Source organism: Jutongia hominis (genome assembly GCF_014384965.1).
Lineage (GTDB): Bacteria > Bacillota > Clostridia > Lachnospirales > Lachnospiraceae > Butyribacter > Butyribacter hominis.
In genome coordinates, this window is sequence record NZ_JACRSW010000001.1 from 253,291 (window position 1) to 269,264 (window position 15,974).

Sequence of the window (15,974 nt, forward strand, 5' to 3'; positions counted from 1 at the left end):
CCTCTGCTTTATTAAAAGTTATTTCCGTTCCAGCCCCAGTTGGCTACTTCTTCATATTTAACATAAATACGGTCTGCCGGAATTTGTAATTCTTCTTCAAAGATCTTACAGATCGCACCTGTCATCCGATCATAGACATCTGCACTTGCCGAGCCAAAGATCTTGACTTCTACAAAAGCGGTTTCCTTGTCCCGGTTTCCTTTAAAATACAGATCATATCCATCTTCAAAACCGACCATCAGCCAGCTTTCCGATTTGCCGGGAATGATCGCGATTGCTTCTCCTAAACGGCTTTTTACTCTTTCTTTTGTTTCCGGTGACATCTTTACGGTTACTTTTGAATTAATAAATGGCATATTATAGTCCTCCTTTTTCTATATACTCTTGAAATCTTCTCGAAACAAATTCTTTCGACTGAATTTTCGACAGACTGCTTCCATTTTTGTATATCAAAAATCCTTCTCAAAATTTTTCATTAAAACGATTCTAAAAATATATTTTTTTAGAATTAACATCCTGTTATACTTTTTACATTCTCTGTCTTTTGTATATCCATATTGTGCTATACTTTTTACCTTTTAAACTTCTTCATAATGTGGTTGCATTCTTTCTGCAAGACTGCCATCACCATATGGTAATGTATCCATCACTTCCTCGATCGTATTACTTTCTTCTAAGCATTGCATGGTCTCTTCATGCGGTGCGACAAAGATTCCGTTGACAAAATATTCGCCTCTCTTTTCATCAGGCAAAAAAGCAAGCTTAGGCTCTCCTTCTGCTTCAAACTGTGCATCAACACCATCTTTGTTGCCACGGGCATCGACAAAGATCCATTCCATATCCAGATAGATCGCATTGAACGCATGCAAACAATACGCATTCTCTCTTCTTGAAAAATGAAGATATTCAAAGCAGATTCCACATGGAATTCCTATACTTCGAAGCATTGCTGCCAACAGATTGGCTTTTGCATGACAGATACCTGTTTTTTCTTTTAAGACCTCTGACGCTTTTACGGTAACAACGTCTGCTCCGATATCAAACGAATGAGAAATCTCATCCCTGACAAATGTAAAAACAGCTTTTGCCGCATCTTTTTGCCATTGCTGAAAACCGGTCTCTACATGCTCCCAGTATTTCTCGCATTCTTTTTTCGTCTTTGGCATTATATCGGCATGTTCTTTTTCCCATTCTTTACGCAGATTGGCAAGCTCTTTTTCTGTCATCATGACCATTTGGGCATATTGTTCCTGAAAAAGCGAGATTCCATCCAGATATTCGCTGTAATTCTTTTGTAATGCTTCATCAATAGGAGCGATCACTTCTTTTGTCTTTTCTATGATCGCAGGATCTGAATGATCGATATGAATCGTTTCCATCAGATAATTTTTGATCTGATCAGTCTCTGGCTTCATCTCCTCTAAAAATTCAATCGATGCATTGGATATCTTTCTTCTGATAAAACTACCAATACAAAAGCCTACAAGCAATCCCAAAAAGAGATAGCTGATAAATTTACCCAGATTATTAAAATCTGCCCAGAATGCATATAGCATACCGATACTCATACCGATATTCATACCAAGTATCGCATGGCTTCCACTCTTGATACTGTGTACACCGGACACTGTTTGCTGTGGCATACCTTTTCCCCTTTCCGCTTACTTCTTCTATTCTTCTAATTATACTAAATCGGATTTTCCTTTGCAATCCAAAGAGAAGAAAAACTGCCACTTTACCGTTTCATGCAAAGCAGCAGTCTTTTAACGTCATCATCACTCGGATGGATTATTTCTTTTTGGTGTTCTCTTCTTCTGTTACTTCGATCGGACGGATTCTCTTTGTACGGATCTCTTCACAGATATCGTTGATAAATACAGAAAGAGCTTTCTGGCCTTCGTCACCGGCAAAACGGCTTCTGACAGACACTTTGCCTTCTTCTTCCTCTTTTGCACCTACTACAAGCATATAAGGAAGTTTATCCAGACGTGCCTCACGGATCTTATAGCCGATCTTTTCAGAACGGTTATCCATTGTTGCATCAATACCGTTTTTCTTTAATTCATCCAATACTTTCTGACCATATTCTGCATATTTTTCAGAAATAGGAAGGACACGTACCTGTTCGGGACATAACCATGTAGGGAACTTTCCGGCATATTTTTCGATCAGCCATGCAAGGGTACGCTCATAACAGCCGATGGATGTTCTATGAATGATATAAGGACGTTTCTTATCACCATTCTGGTCAATATAATACATATCAAAACGCTCTGCAAGGAACATATCAAGCTGGATCGTGATCATTGTATCTTCTTTACCATATACGTTCTTTGCCTGAATATCGAGCTTAGGACCGTAGAAAGCTGCTTCTCCGGCTTCTTCTGTATATTCCAGACCGATCTCATCTAAAATCTCACGCATTGCACCTTCGACACGATCCCATTCCTCGGCACCGCCAAGATATTTATCCGGACTTTCAGGATCCCATTTTGACATACGGTATGTTACATCTTCTTCTAATCCTAATGTCTCTAAGCAATATTTTGCAAGTTTAACACAGTTTTTAAATTCTTCGTCAATCTGTTCCGGCATACAGATCAGATGACCTTCTGAAATCGTAAACTGACGAACACGGGTCAGACCATGCATTTCACCGGAATCTTCATTACGGAATAGCGTAGATGTCTCACCCATACGATATGGAAGATCACGATATGATTTCTGGCTGGCTTTATATACATAATACTGGAACGGACATGTCATAGGACGAAGAGCAAAGATATCTTTTCCTGATACGCTGTTTCCGTTTTCATCTTCATCGTCTTCACCAAGAATGAACATACCGTCTTTGTAATGTCCCCAGTGATCTGAGATCTTGTACAGATCTGATTTTGCCATCAAAGGTGTTTTGGTACGGACATAGCCCCATTCGTTATCCTCTAAATCTTCAATCCAGCGTTGCATTTTCTGAATGATCTTCACACCCTTTGGCATGATCAAAGGAAGTCCCTGACCAATTACATCCACTGTTGTGAAAAGCTCCATCTCACGGCCGAGTTTGTTATGATCTCTCTTTTTGATCTCTTCTAAATGTTCTAAGTAAGCATCCAGATCTGCTTTTTTATTAAATGCAGTACCATAGATTCGGGTCAGCATCTTGTTCTTTTCATCGCCTCTCCAGTATGCACCGGAAGAAGATGTCAGCTTAAATGCTTTGATCGTCTTAGTTGACATCAGATGTGGTCCCGCACAGAACTCAATAAAATCGCCCTGCTGGTAGAATGTCAATGTGTCAGTATCAGGATGTTCTTTGATCATTTCTACTTTATATGGTTCATCACGCTTTGTCATTAATTCGATCGCTTCTTCTTTGGATAACTCGAAACGCTCTAATTTATCGCCTTTCTTGATGATCTTTTTCATCTCTTTTTCGATCGCATCCAAAGCAGCACGATCTAAGCTTTCCATATCAAAATCATAATAGTAACCATTGTCGATCGCAGGTCCGATCGTAAGCTTTGCATCAGGATATAAATTCTTAACCGCCTGGGCAAGCACATGAGCACAGGTATGGCGATATGCTTTCTTTCCTTCCTCAGAATCAAATGTCAAAATATTTAAGGTACAGTCTTTATCAATAATAGTTCGTAAGTCAACTACATTGCCATCTACTTCTGCCACACAGGCAACTCTTGCAAGTCCTTCACTAATGTCTTTTGCTATGTCAATCGCTGCCATAGCCTGATCATACTCTTTAAAAGAGCCATCTTTTAACGTAATCTTCATCTTTTTTTCCTCCATTTCTGTTAAGACAAAATGTAACGTCAATATTTTACGTTTTCAGAATTGCTATAACAATTCCTACTGATGCACCACCACTATACGAGCATTTTCCCATTCCATGAAAAAAGTCCCTTCTGACAAAACTTGCCAGAAGGGACGAATACTCTTCGCGGTTCCACCCTTATTCGATGAAAACAGCTTTTTTCTGCATCATCGCAACTTCACAGACGATAACGGTGTCTTCCGGGCTGGATTGGAGCCACTCCGAGGTAGTCTTCAATTATTTTGTGCTAAGATGCTCACAGCAAGCCATGTTCTGACTGCATCTCTCTCTAAAGCCACGCATATAATCTACTCTTCTCATCAACGCATTGTAGTTATCTTATAGCAGATATTTTTCTTTGTCAAGCGTTTTCTCAACGATTATACAAGCGTTTTCTCAACGATTATACAAACGGCACATTTTCTTTAAAAAACGTATATGATCCGCCGTAAACTGATTTGGTAACATTCTCCATTTCCAGTTGGTACCAACCGTTGACGGGCAGTTCATCCTTGCACTGTTGTCTAATGCTAGGATATCCTGCATCTGGAAAACTGCCGTTTTTGCAATACTGGCATAACCGCAGCGGATCATTGCTCTCGGAAGATCTTCTTTCTTACTGATCCCAAGATATTGCTTTACAAACTTGATCTCTTCGTCGCTTTTTTCTTTATAATATCCGACAATCGTATCATTGTCATGCGTACCGCCATATACAATGCAATTCTCAGATGCATAATTATGTGGCAGATATTCATTTGCTCCATTTTCATCATCAAATGCAAAAAGAAGGATTTTCATACCCGGCCATCCGGTCTTTTGGATCAATGCTCTGACATTTTCCCCGACAACACCAAGATCTTCGGCAATGATCGAAGCTCCTTTCGTTGCTTTTTTGATCACTTTGGTCAGCTTTTTGCCCGGTCCTTTTTTCCATTTACCATTGATTGCAGTCCGGCTGTCTGCCGGGATCGACCAGTAATTTACAATTCCAATAAAATGATCAATGCGGATCACATCGTACAGATTCGCATTCGAACGCATTCTCTGATACCACCATGCAAAACCTGTGTGTTCCATTTTCTTCCAGTTATAGATGGGATTGCCCCACAACTGTCCATCTTCGCTAAAGCAGTCCGGGGGCACTCCGGCTACATGAATCGGCTTCTTTCGCTCGTCTAGTTCAAAAAGCTCTCCATGTGCCCAGACATCCGCACTGTCAAGCGCCATATAAAGAGGAATGTCTCCAATGATCTTAATGTCTTTTTTATTTGCATATTTTTTAAGCTTTTTCCACTGGGAATAAAACTTATACTGACAGAATTTCCAAAAGCCAATCTCACTCTGTAACAGTTTCGTATAATGTGCTACCGCAGATTTTTTGTGCATACGGATCTCATCTTCCCATTGATCCCATTCTATACCGCCAAAATAAAATTTGAGTGCCATATATAAGCTGTAATCTTCCAGCCAGTAGGTATTTTCTTTGACAAATTTGCGATATTCCTTTTCTTTCTGAAAAGAACTTGCTTTGTATGCCTTTTTTAACACCGAGAAACGATTGTTATATATTTTTTCATAATCCACATATGCTAAGGAGTCACCCCAGTCATATGCTTCCATATCCTCTTTTTTTAAAAGTCCTTCTTCTTCTAACATCTCAAGATCAATAAAATACGGATTTCCCGCAAATGCCGAAAAAGACTGGTACGGACTGTCTCCGTAACTGGTCGGTCCTACCGGAAGTACCTGCCAGTACCGCTGGTTTGCTTTTGCTAACTGATCTACAAAATGATACGCTTCTTTTCCTAACGTACCAATTCCATATTTAGAAGGTAAACTACTGATCGCCAGTAACACTCCCGCTGCTCTGTCTTTCATATATCTCCTTTCTTCTATCCTGTCAGACAACTCCTTTATACTGCTTATTTTTTATATCGCATCCTATCCTCATTGTACTGCTGTCTGATTCCTTTTATGATTTTAACAATGATCAGATCCTGTAACCTCGGTTATCTGCATCATCTGAAAGCAACACTTCATTTAATGCACCTTTTCCATATGTTAATCCTGCATAAAGCTGTTGTGTATTTTCCATAACCGGTGCCGAATCGTCTTCTTTTGCGACTTCGATAAATGCATCCTTTAATTTTCCCATTACTTCACGCACTGTATCTGCATGAACCATTTTTCTTCGGATCGCCGAAAAGATCAACTGTTCATAAACATAGCGATACAGATTCATCAGGTTCTGAGCAACCTCATAACGTTTATCTAAGCTTCCCATCAATTCCTGCAAAAAGCCTTCTGCTCTCTTGATCTCTTTGACACCCTCTTCAAGTTTTCCTTTCTTGAATGCCTGCTCTGCTTCATCCATCGCAATAAAAAACAATTCATAAATAATAACTACTAATTCGCTCCGATTCGCCTGTGCGACTCTTGCTGTATATTCTTTTTTCTGTGTCTGTGTCATATCAATCCTCTTTTCCATTTCAATATACTCTCAGATCTTCTATACGAAAATTTTTGAGAGTACATTCTATGCAAAACATCTTATGTCTATCCTATTGCCTGCTGCCGACAAACATTCCGAAAACTCCGGGCATTCTCTGATATAGCAAAGTGCCAAAAGAGAAATGATATCCTCTTTTGACACTTCTGTTTCCAACGCACATTTCCACTTTACAAAGCACCTGCCTCTTTTTATGCAGTAAATGATGCTCCTACCACAGTGGCTATTGCCCGTTCTTTCCTATAATGATCAACCCTGTAACAGACTCATGATCTGCTGTGGACGGTTATTTGCCTGAGCAAGCATAGAAGTAGCTGCCTGTGACAATACCGATGACTGTGTATATTCTGTCATTGCAACTGCCATATCGGTATCCAGAATTCTTGACATCGAATCTGTCATATTCTCACTGCTGACATCCAGGCTGGATACGGTTGTCTCCAAACGATTCTCATATGCCCCCAGGCGGGAACGATATGCAGATATCTGTGCACTTGCATCACTAAATACTGTAATTGCGTTGGATGCTCCCTGCTGTGAGCATACATTTGCCATGTTATCTCCATCTGCTTCTCTTAAGCCAAGTGTAAGACAGGAAAGTTCAGGAAAATCAATCCTGATATCCTGATGTTCATTTGCACCGATCTGTAATTGCATGGAACCGCCATCATAAACATGTAATTCGCTGGTCTGACCTACTGCACCTGCCGGATTGATACGCACTTTCATCTCGAAACCGGAATTATCCGAAATCGTAACCAACTCACCATTACCATGATAAGCAATACCGTCAGTCAAAATATTACCATTCCGGTCTGTCAGTTTTACCTGTGCATCCGTACCGCGTGTCACCTGCGTTTCCGTATCATTAAATGATCTGTATGTGATCGACTGCAACGAACCTGCAGCCTTGGTTGCCAGATTAAATGAATTGGCAGCATTACCTGTCGACACATCAATCTCCATCTTGTTACAAACTGCCAAAACCTTTTCTTTTACATCATCAGAGGTATCGGTTGATTCAATCTCGATTGAAACTCCATTGATCTCAATTGTAGATTTACCATCAGCAGGAATCGTATATTCAATCGATGCAGTTGCATTTGATGCCTGTCCGGTCAGTTCAATATCATAATCAGCTGCCTTAACCTGCTCTGATACGCTGGCTACACTAAAGATATAGTTCGTTGATGTTGTCGCTCTAGAAGAAGATCCGTCAAGCAGACCTTTTCCGTTAAACTCTGTTGTGCTGGCAATACGATCAATCTCATCCATTAAAGAGTTCATTTCTTTTTGCATCGAATCTCTATCATCAATAACATATGTATCACTGGCTGCCTGTACACTTAATTCACGAAGTCTCTGTACTACCTTTTGGATCTCTGCTAACGATCCGTCTACTGTCTGGATGATTGACTCACCATCATCTGCATTACGTGATGCCTGATCCAAAGAACGGATCTGCGCACGCATTTTATTGGAAATTGCCAGACCAACAGAATCATCTGCTGCCTTGTTGATCTTATAACCGGAACTTAAACTTTGTAATGCCGAACTCATTCTGCGGTCTGCACGCTTTAAGTTTGTATTTGCCCATTGTGCTGAAATATTATGGTTGATTCTCATGAAATTTTCCTCCCTGTCACTTTGATGTACTCTCGAAATTTTTCGTTCAGAAACTTCCGAGAGATCATTTTGTTTTCATCGCTGTCACAACAGAACGGACAAGTATCTTTGATACACGATATAAGCTTCCTGTATCTGCCTGTCCCTGTGTTATTTTTTCTTTTAGCATCTCATTTCTTGACTTGAAATCCATTCCATAAGAAATGTCCCTGACTTGGTATCCTGCCTGTATCAGATTATTTTCTAAAGCTTCTCTTTGATCTTTCAGCATTTCAAAGCCCTGTCTCTGATCACATAATATCAATCCCTGCACCGTATCCTGTGATACTTTAAATTCGATTGATATGTCACCAAATACCTCATCTTCCATAGATATCTGAATCTTCCCTGATTCCTTGGCTCCACGGATTATTGTTAGATTTAAAGATGTAATTCCATCCTCTGTACGGATCGGAATATCATAACTTTTTTCCTGACGGATCGCACCGATAAAGTGCATCCCACGACTTAACTGCTTTAACTGTTTTAAGTCCTCAATTGTTATATCGGACTGTTCGTATGATTTCGCAAGGACTTCTTCTATAATTTTTTCTGCTTTTTGGCATTGCGCGTCCAAAACTTCTTCGGAATCCATATGCTCTGTAAAGGAATCCACAGTATCATCGAACTCTTCCTGCTTCTCTTTGTCAAGAATGTTCTTTCTCTTATCTGCTTCGCGGTAAACCGAATATCCGTTTTCTAAAACATTGTCTGCTGCAATGATATTCTCAATCGTATTTTCCACATTCAGATTCGAAACGTATTCCTGCACTTGCTCACTATCTGCAAAAACCTCACGGATCTCCTGTGCCTGCTCTTCAAAATATTCTTTTTTGCTGTCATTACCATGGTTATTCTGTTTGGTCTGTTCCCACATTTGCTCAACAGATGTACCAAGAAATGCTTCCATTTCTCCATCTGTCATTTCCTGCAAAATGTCCGGTGAGATATCCTGTACCATTTCCTGTATCATCGTTTGATAATATGCTGCCTGAACACCTTTATCAATCTGGTCACTGATACTTTCCTTCGTCTTATTTACATCTGTAAATCCATGTTCCTCATCGATCACCTGATCAATGCCATTTCCCTTCTTGATCCTGCCTTGTGTCAAAAGACTGCCAAGCGTCACATCCGAACCCGTTTCAAGAACAGCTCCGATCTGTGCGCCATCCATAGATTGTAATTGGTTCAGCAAACGGTACATGCCGATATAACCGCTTCGTTCTTCCTGTGTGATCTCTCCCTTTTTCTCTAATTGCCAGATAAATCGGGAATATTTTTCTTCTTTTGTCACACCGTTTTCTTCATTGATCCGTTCTAATTCCCGGTTCAATTCATCAATCGGCATATCGAGCGGATTCTTTCCTTCACGGATCAAAGATAACACGGTTGTCGGCCTACATTGTTCGAGAAGATGATTTACTTTCTGATCCAAAATTTTAACTTCATCGATGTTTTCCTTTGTGATCTCCATGCTGTTATAACCAAGAATACGAACAGCACGTTCATTTGTCTTTGTATCTTCCAGTCCAAGATCCTGTAAGATGGAAGAAATGTTTCCAAAAGCTTTTTGGATCGAATCACCAAGATCAGGACGTACCTGCGTGCTGACCGTTTCATAAGTTCCAAGCCACTCTGTTTTCTGAAGCACTTTGCTCCCTGTCGCTGCATGCAATTCGTTGACTGTTAAAAGAAGCTGCTTTCTGACACTGCTTCCAAGCACCGCTGCATGAGCATTCGCAATATCGTCTGTCTTTGCTAATGTTTCTTGCAAAAGTTCCAGAGAGCCATCGGTATCCGATACATTCTGATCCGAAGATACCTGACTGTTATAATATGCTTTTTCCATTTCACGCAGACTTTGTATGATATTTTCCAGTGAAGCCGTATCAATGGAAATTCCTTTCTGCTCCATTGTCAGAACAGAAGATACCGTAAGCTTTTGCTGGATCTCGGCAAGCTGTCGTTTCAACGTTACCTGCATCATTTCTTCCTGTGTCATTCCATTGGCATATACCGTAGGGATCGCGATCTCTTTCGCTGCATCTGCAGTTTCCGGCTGCATCTTCAAAAGCAGTTCGAGATTCACTTCTATTTCAACACTGCCTCCTGTCTGCTGTACCATACCATTCTGTAACTGTTCCCACTCTGTCTGTGCATTTTTTAACACATAATCAGCTGTCTTTATCAATGCTTCATCTGTCACATCATTAAAAGCATTAACAACCGATACCGCTGCCGTAAATTGGCTGTCATCCATAACGGCATCTTTGGGCTGTGCTCCGGAAAGCATCGCATAAATAATCTGTGTCAGCACATTCTGCGGTGTCATATTTGCCTGAATATCTTCTAATATGCTCAATTTATCCAGTGAATTCTGATTGATCGGAAATTCATTGGCAAAAAGCCATTTTGCATTCTCATAATCTGTCTGCGATGTATGACCGGAATCTGCAAGGATCTTTTCAATCTGATCCTGATATGCTGTAAATTCCTGTTCCTGTGTTTCGCCGGATACGGACCGGTTATTCCCAAAATATTTACCCTGATACAGGTTTTCAATCGTAGGAGAAAGATCCTGACCGACAATATACGCTTTCGTACTGTCATCAATGGAAAGTGCTTCCCTGCTCATGCCCATTGCGGTCATGACTTTTGCCATATTATTCTCTGTCGTTGGAATGCCTGCATCTTCTAAAGCATTGCGGACCTGTGCTTCTGTCTTCTGGCTTGCAAATCCTTCTGCCTGCATCTTTTTGCGGCTTTCTTCTACTTCCTGTCTTTGCTCTTTATAATCCTGTAAACGGTCTGCTTTCCATTCTTTCTGCTCTTTAATGCGTTCTACGGCTCTTTCGATACATTCCTGATTCGTCTTTTCAAAAGAACCCTCTGACTCTTCTACTTCCCGATAATCTTCTCCGTTTAAGATGGCAAGGCTTTCACTTTTTTGTGTCTTATCCTGTGCTGTCTTCTGACTGTCGGAAAGGGTATCGGCAAAACTCTTTGTACTGTTAGAAACACTCGTACGCTTCATTGCCCGAACCGAACTTGTGTCTGTCACATTGCTCATGTCTTTTAAGGTAATACTGTCTTTTGACACATCTGTGATCTGAAAATCACGCACCTGTCCCTCTTTTGGTTCTTTGACCGCATTCTTTCCAACCGCAATCTCAACACCATTGATCTGAATCGTAATACGATCTGTGACACTTGTCAGTGTTCCCTGTAAGATCTGTCCTTTTTTACCGATGGAAAGGAAATTCTGCTGCCCAAATGTTCCGTTTTCTTCCTTTTCCTGTTTCCTGTAAACTGATATATTCTGAATTTCCATGGCTACCTCTTATCTGTCTGGTTTTACACATTTTCTATTGTATATTTCGACATACCGCAAAAAAGACTTAACAATTTACAGTATCTTTTCTACTTTCATCTTTACATAGTATTTTAGAATACGTTATAATAATTTTATATTCCATGGTCAAATATACATAAAAACGTATGGGGGTACTTAATACTTATGACGAATGATTTATTTCAGGAAAATATATCTGTTCCTGCAGATAAGACACCTGCCCCGTCTGATGTTTTGCAACAAGAGCTTCTTACTGTAAAAGAAGCATTGCAAAAGGCAGAAAAAAGCAGGGATGAATATCGTAGCAAATATCTTCAATTTAAAGCTATTTTTCAAAAACAGACACATGCTTTTTATCTTTATCAGCATCTGACAGATCAAAGTAAGGAAGAACTTAGCGGCATCTTCAAAGGCAAAAACTTTGAAGCATTTTTAGCCTGTGGCGTACAGCCGGCTAATATTGATGCATTATGGGAATATGCACGGCAGGCAGCTCTTGCGGGCAGCTTAGAAGATGTCGAACTCTTAAACCAGATCATCGCTTATTTCGTAAATTTATACAATATCACAAACGATGCACCGATCCTCGGCTTTCAAAATGTTTCGGTCGGAGATGCTTTCGATGTCGACTGGCATATCCGCACACAAAACAGCAAACCGGCAGGAACAATCAGCAAGATCCTTTTAACCGGTCTGACCAATGCCTTTACCGGTGAAGTTATCAAAAAAGCAGTAATTGAGATCACAGATTAATCATTACTACTGTAATTACAGTATTTTTCTATATTTGAGTAAGGTTTTGAAGGAGGTTACTTATGATACTATCTACCAAGCAAGTAGACAACATTGCGATCAGCGAGAATTTATTTCATGATGTAGTGGAGGAACATATCCCTAATCTGATCCACAAACAGACAGAAATGTTAAACACTTTTTTTGACAATCTGACATCTTTTATTGAAGACTATTTAAAAAAGACAGACTGGTTCTATATTGAAAATAAAAATGTTTTATATAATAACAGCATTGTTGCTTTGTTCCCTGATCTAAGCACATTTCCAATCGGTTCATGTCCGTTAAACCATGCCTATGATCCGGTCACTTTTCAGGATGAGTTTGAGGAATATACCGGAACATTAATGACAGCGAACGAATTTAAAAAAGCATTTGCCGGTAAATTTGATATTCTTTATGAATACTGTCCGGAATATCTGGCAGACAGTTATTTTACTGTAATGGATTTCCACAAAGCATTACATGCTGACGGAATCCATACCAAACGTTGGAACGGATTTTCCAAAGCAAATTCCTATCATATCCCGCTGTATCGTCTGAACGGCATGGACAGCGAAACCATTTGTGCAGCCAAAACGATTTATTTCTGGTTAAAAAATGATTTGATCCCGGATTCTTTACCGGAAGATCTTACCGCTTTATATGCCCATGTATTATCTCTGTTTCAGGCAAATGAAAATTGTTTTACATGGACCGGTGACCGCATTGTCATACAGGAAGATATCATTATGCAAAGTGTCTTACAGGGCGATACGGCTTTGATCACAGATGACACCTACCGGAATTCTTTCTTATACGATGCACGAAAAAAGACAATCGCTCTTGATCAGCTGTCAGACAGTACGATCGAACTTGTCAAGGAACATCTTTTATCCTGCGATGCTCTTCGTGCCGACTTTGAACGTTATGATGAAAATATCCTGACTGATCCAAACCGTGGTCATTGGGGCTTATGGCAGGATGAACATTACCAGTCACCATATACTGCAAAAATCCATACTCCATTGATCGCAAGAAACCCGGCTGCCGATATTAATGCAGATGGCATTATCGGAATTGATTTTGGTACAAAAAGCACGGTTGTGGTCTATCAGGATAACACGGAACATATTATCCCGATGCGAATCGGAACAAGCCATTATTCTAAGAAAGCCGATCTTAAACAATACGAAAACCCAACGGTTATGGAATTGATCAATCTCGATCATTTCATGAAAATGTATCGCCAGAAAGATGGCCGCCCTGATACCTTATGGGAGGATCTTACAATCTCACATAGCGCTGTCGGCAGTATGATCAACAGCACAAGCAACGATTATTATGCTTTCTTTAATGAAATAAAACAATGGGCCGGCAGTCAGAAAAAGCAGCTCCGCCTGAAAGACAAATCCGGAAATGATATTTCTTTACCTCCGTTCAGCGAGATCACGGAGACCGATTTTAACCCAATCGAAATTTATGCATACTATATCGGTTTATATATCAACAATATGAACAATGGTATCTTTTTGAACTATTTACTTTCGTTCCCTGTTACATTTGAACAGCCGATCTGTGATAAAGTCATCGAAAGTTTCCGTCGCGGTATTAAAAAGTCACTTCCTGATTCAATTCTGCACAATGAAGAGATCATGAAACATTTCCGTGTGGTAAAAGGTATTTCCGAGCCTGCAGCTTACGCGATCTGTGCATTAGAGCAGTATCATTTTGATCTGGAAGATGATACAAAAGAAGTTTATTACGGTATCTTCGACTTTGGCGGTGGCACGACTGACTTTGACTTTGGTCATTGGCATCTTCCGCTTGAACAGGAAAGCCGCCGTTATGATTATGTCTTAGAATGCTACGGCAGTGGCGGCGATCAGTATCTTGGTGGTGAAAACTTATTACAGCTTATGGCTTTTGAAGTGTTCCGTTTAAACCAGAACAAACTGCGTGAAGACGGGATCACATTCTCCCTCCCACCGGAATGCCATCCATTCCCGGGAAGCGAATCGTTGCTTTCTACTTCACAGGAAGCAAAGTTAAACACACGCCAGTTGATGGAAAAACTCCGTCCTTTCTGGGAACGCGAAGACAATTACCATTCTTTATATCAATCCGGAAAAATTGTCCTTTCTTTGTTTACACGTTCAGGAGAGCAAAAGCTGAATTATGAATTAAATGTCAATATGGCAATTCTTGATAAGCTGCTGCATAAACGTATTGAACTCGGAATTGCAAATTTCTTTGAATGCCTGAAAGCTACGTTTGGGGATCATCTTGGCAAAGAGATCCATAATGTACACATTTTTCTTGCCGGAAACAGCAGCCGTTCAGCCATCTTAACGGAGCTTTTTGAGACATATATGAAGACATATGCAAGAGATCTTCAGAAAACGTATCCGGGTATCACTGATGATTTCTTCTGTCTGCATCCTGCTCTCGGTTCTCCGCTTCCTAATGCAACGGCTAAGAAAGAGAATCCGATCTCCGGCATTGAAGCCGTTAAAAAGCAGCAGGCAGCAAACAAACCACAGGCAAGTATCGAATCATTAGTACAGAGTGTCACCGATATTGAGGATCTGATCCAGAGTGTCAGCGATACAAACGATCCTGCACTTTCTGTATTAAGCGAAGAAGAAGTGCTTTCAACGATCACAAAGCCAAACGGAAAGACCGGTGTTGCTTTTGGTCTTTTAGAAGGCCGTCCGGGCGGACGTATCAAAGTGATCATGCCGCATACGCAGGATGTCGAAAAGAATACTTCTGATATTCGTTTCCGTTTCTATATCGGATACAAAAAGAAAAACAATTTCCAGATGATATCAGATCCTTCTCTTCCATACAACAAATGGACATTCCTATGTGACGCATCGACACAGGATTTTGCAATCTACTATTCTCCACGCTCAGAAGCAGCAAGCGGAACATTAAGTATCTATGAGGTCTATAAGAAGAACTGCCGTTTAGAACAGGCAAAGGAAGGAGCCGGCATTTATTACCGTGCTGTTGCACCTGATGTAATTGAATACGCTGTGATCTCCAATGATGATTTTGATTCCGAAAAAATGGTAGACAATGTCACAAGAGTAGAATTAACATACTAGTATAACGCTATAGATTCTATGCGTGACAAAACCGGAACGAATACGAATCCTTCGATTTAATACATAAGAATCAGAAAAAAGCTCTCTGAAATGTTTATCACATTCCAGAGAGCTTTTTTCTGATTTGTGCTTCTTTCTTCTTCTAACATGCAAGCTATGGAATTTTTCTTTTCCCTTTCCAATATGCAGGATTTGAAAATTTTCTACTCTTCGTTCCAATGCAATCTATGAAGATTGCCTTCCGTCTGCATAGAGAAAAAGTCATTCTGTCTGAGTGCTTCATACAAAATGATCGCAACCGAATTCGATAAATTCAGCGAACGGATATCCTGATTCATCGGAATACGGATTGCTGTGTGTTCATACTCTACAAGAATCTCTTCCGGTATGCCCGCACTTTCTTTTCCAAACATGATATAGGCATCTTTTGAAAAGCTGACATCTGAATATTTATGCTTTGCTTTTGTCGTTGCCATATACATATTACCGACTGCATCGGGATTTTTCTCAAAAAAATCATCCAGGCAATCATAAACGGTTACATCTAACTTATCCCAGTAATCCAGTCCTGCTCTTTTTAACATCTTATCATTGATCTTAAATCCCATCGGTTCGATCAAATGAAGGCGTGTTCCGGTTGCACAGCAGGTTCTCCCTATATTTCCGGTATTTGCCGGCATTTCCGGCTCAAGAAGTACAATATTTATCATCTTTCATCCTCTTTTCTTT

General features: G+C 40.2%; 10 protein-coding genes. 2 read left to right on the top strand and 8 right to left on the bottom strand.

Annotated elements, in window-relative coordinates; all coding sequences use genetic code 11:
- Positions 1-11: 11 nt before the first annotated feature.
- From H8700_RS01035 to H8700_RS01065, 7 genes are all read right to left on the bottom strand, one after another.
- Positions 12-356, bottom strand: coding sequence for a phenylpyruvate tautomerase MIF-related protein (locus H8700_RS01035; protein WP_249302346.1), 345 nt, complete (start codon positions 354-356; stop codon positions 12-14).
- A gap of 222 nt (positions 357-578) precedes the next feature.
- Complete coding sequence (locus H8700_RS01040) at positions 579-1,643, bottom strand: transglutaminase-like domain-containing protein (protein WP_249302348.1); 1,065 nt, start codon at positions 1,641-1,643, stop codon at positions 579-581.
- 145 nt (positions 1,644-1,788) lie between these two features.
- On the bottom strand, positions 1,789-3,789 hold the full coding sequence (gene thrS / locus H8700_RS01045; RefSeq protein ID WP_249302350.1) for a threonine--tRNA ligase: 2,001 nt from the start codon (positions 3,787-3,789) through the stop codon (positions 1,789-1,791).
- 436 nt (positions 3,790-4,225) lie between these two features.
- On the bottom strand, positions 4,226-5,710 hold the full coding sequence (gene malQ, locus H8700_RS01050; protein WP_249302352.1) for a 4-alpha-glucanotransferase: 1,485 nt from the start codon (positions 5,708-5,710) through the stop codon (positions 4,226-4,228).
- Positions 5,711-5,822: 112 nt separating this feature from the next.
- Positions 5,823-6,302: a flagellar export chaperone FliS gene (locus H8700_RS01055; RefSeq protein ID WP_249302354.1), complete on the bottom strand. Its 480-nt coding sequence runs from the start codon at positions 6,300-6,302 to the stop codon at positions 5,823-5,825.
- 288 nt (positions 6,303-6,590) lie between these two features.
- On the bottom strand, positions 6,591-7,967 hold the full coding sequence (locus tag H8700_RS01060) for a flagellin N-terminal helical domain-containing protein (RefSeq protein WP_249302356.1): 1,377 nt from the start codon (positions 7,965-7,967) through the stop codon (positions 6,591-6,593).
- Between the two features lie 64 nt (positions 7,968-8,031).
- A complete protein-coding gene (locus H8700_RS01065) occupies positions 8,032-11,340 on the bottom strand; it encodes a DUF6240 domain-containing protein (protein ID WP_249302358.1) in 3,309 nt (1,102 codons plus the stop codon).
- 186 nt (positions 11,341-11,526) lie between these two features.
- On the opposite strand from H8700_RS01065, the gene H8700_RS01070 reads away from it, so the two are divergent.
- Together H8700_RS01070 and H8700_RS01075 are read left to right on the top strand one after the other, a co-directional pair.
- The gene (locus H8700_RS01070) at positions 11,527-12,114 is read left to right on the top strand and encodes a hypothetical protein (RefSeq protein ID WP_022141423.1); all 588 of its coding nucleotides are present in this window, start codon (positions 11,527-11,529) and stop codon (positions 12,112-12,114) included.
- 62 nt (positions 12,115-12,176) lie between these two features.
- Positions 12,177-15,245, top strand: coding sequence for a hypothetical protein (locus tag H8700_RS01075; protein WP_249302360.1), 3,069 nt, complete (start codon positions 12,177-12,179; stop codon positions 15,243-15,245).
- A 203-nt stretch (positions 15,246-15,448) separates the two neighbouring features.
- On the opposite strand, the gene trmL is transcribed toward H8700_RS01075, so the two are convergent.
- Positions 15,449-15,955: a tRNA (uridine(34)/cytosine(34)/5-carboxymethylaminomethyluridine(34)-2'-O)-methyltransferase TrmL gene (gene trmL / locus H8700_RS01080; protein ID WP_249302362.1), complete on the bottom strand. Its 507-nt coding sequence runs from the start codon at positions 15,953-15,955 to the stop codon at positions 15,449-15,451.
- Positions 15,956-15,974: the final 19 nt, after the last annotated feature.

Excerpts from the sequence above, each read along its gene's own strand:
- H8700_RS01035 (WP_249302346.1), bottom strand. The coding sequence starts at position 356 with ATGCCATTTATTAATTCAAAAGTAACCGTAAAGATGTCACCGGAAACA.
- H8700_RS01040 (WP_249302348.1), bottom strand. The coding sequence starts at position 1,643 with ATGCCACAGCAAACAGTGTCCGGTGTACACAGTATCAAGAGTGGAAGC.
- thrS (WP_249302350.1), bottom strand. The coding sequence starts at position 3,789 with ATGAAGATTACGTTAAAAGATGGCTCTTTTAAAGAGTATGATCAGGCT.
- malQ (WP_249302352.1), bottom strand. The coding sequence starts at position 5,710 with ATGAAAGACAGAGCAGCGGGAGTGTTACTGGCGATCAGTAGTTTACCT.
- H8700_RS01055 (WP_249302354.1), bottom strand. The coding sequence starts at position 6,302 with ATGACACAGACACAGAAAAAAGAATATACAGCAAGAGTCGCACAGGCG.
- H8700_RS01060 (WP_249302356.1), bottom strand. The coding sequence starts at position 7,967 with ATGAGAATCAACCATAATATTTCAGCACAATGGGCAAATACAAACTTA.
- H8700_RS01065 (WP_249302358.1), bottom strand. The coding sequence starts at position 11,340 with ATGGAAATTCAGAATATATCAGTTTACAGGAAACAGGAAAAGGAAGAA.
- H8700_RS01070 (WP_022141423.1), top strand. The coding sequence starts at position 11,527 with ATGACGAATGATTTATTTCAGGAAAATATATCTGTTCCTGCAGATAAG.
- H8700_RS01075 (WP_249302360.1), top strand. The coding sequence starts at position 12,177 with ATGATACTATCTACCAAGCAAGTAGACAACATTGCGATCAGCGAGAAT.
- trmL (WP_249302362.1), bottom strand. The coding sequence starts at position 15,955 with ATGATAAATATTGTACTTCTTGAGCCGGAAATGCCGGCAAATACCGGA.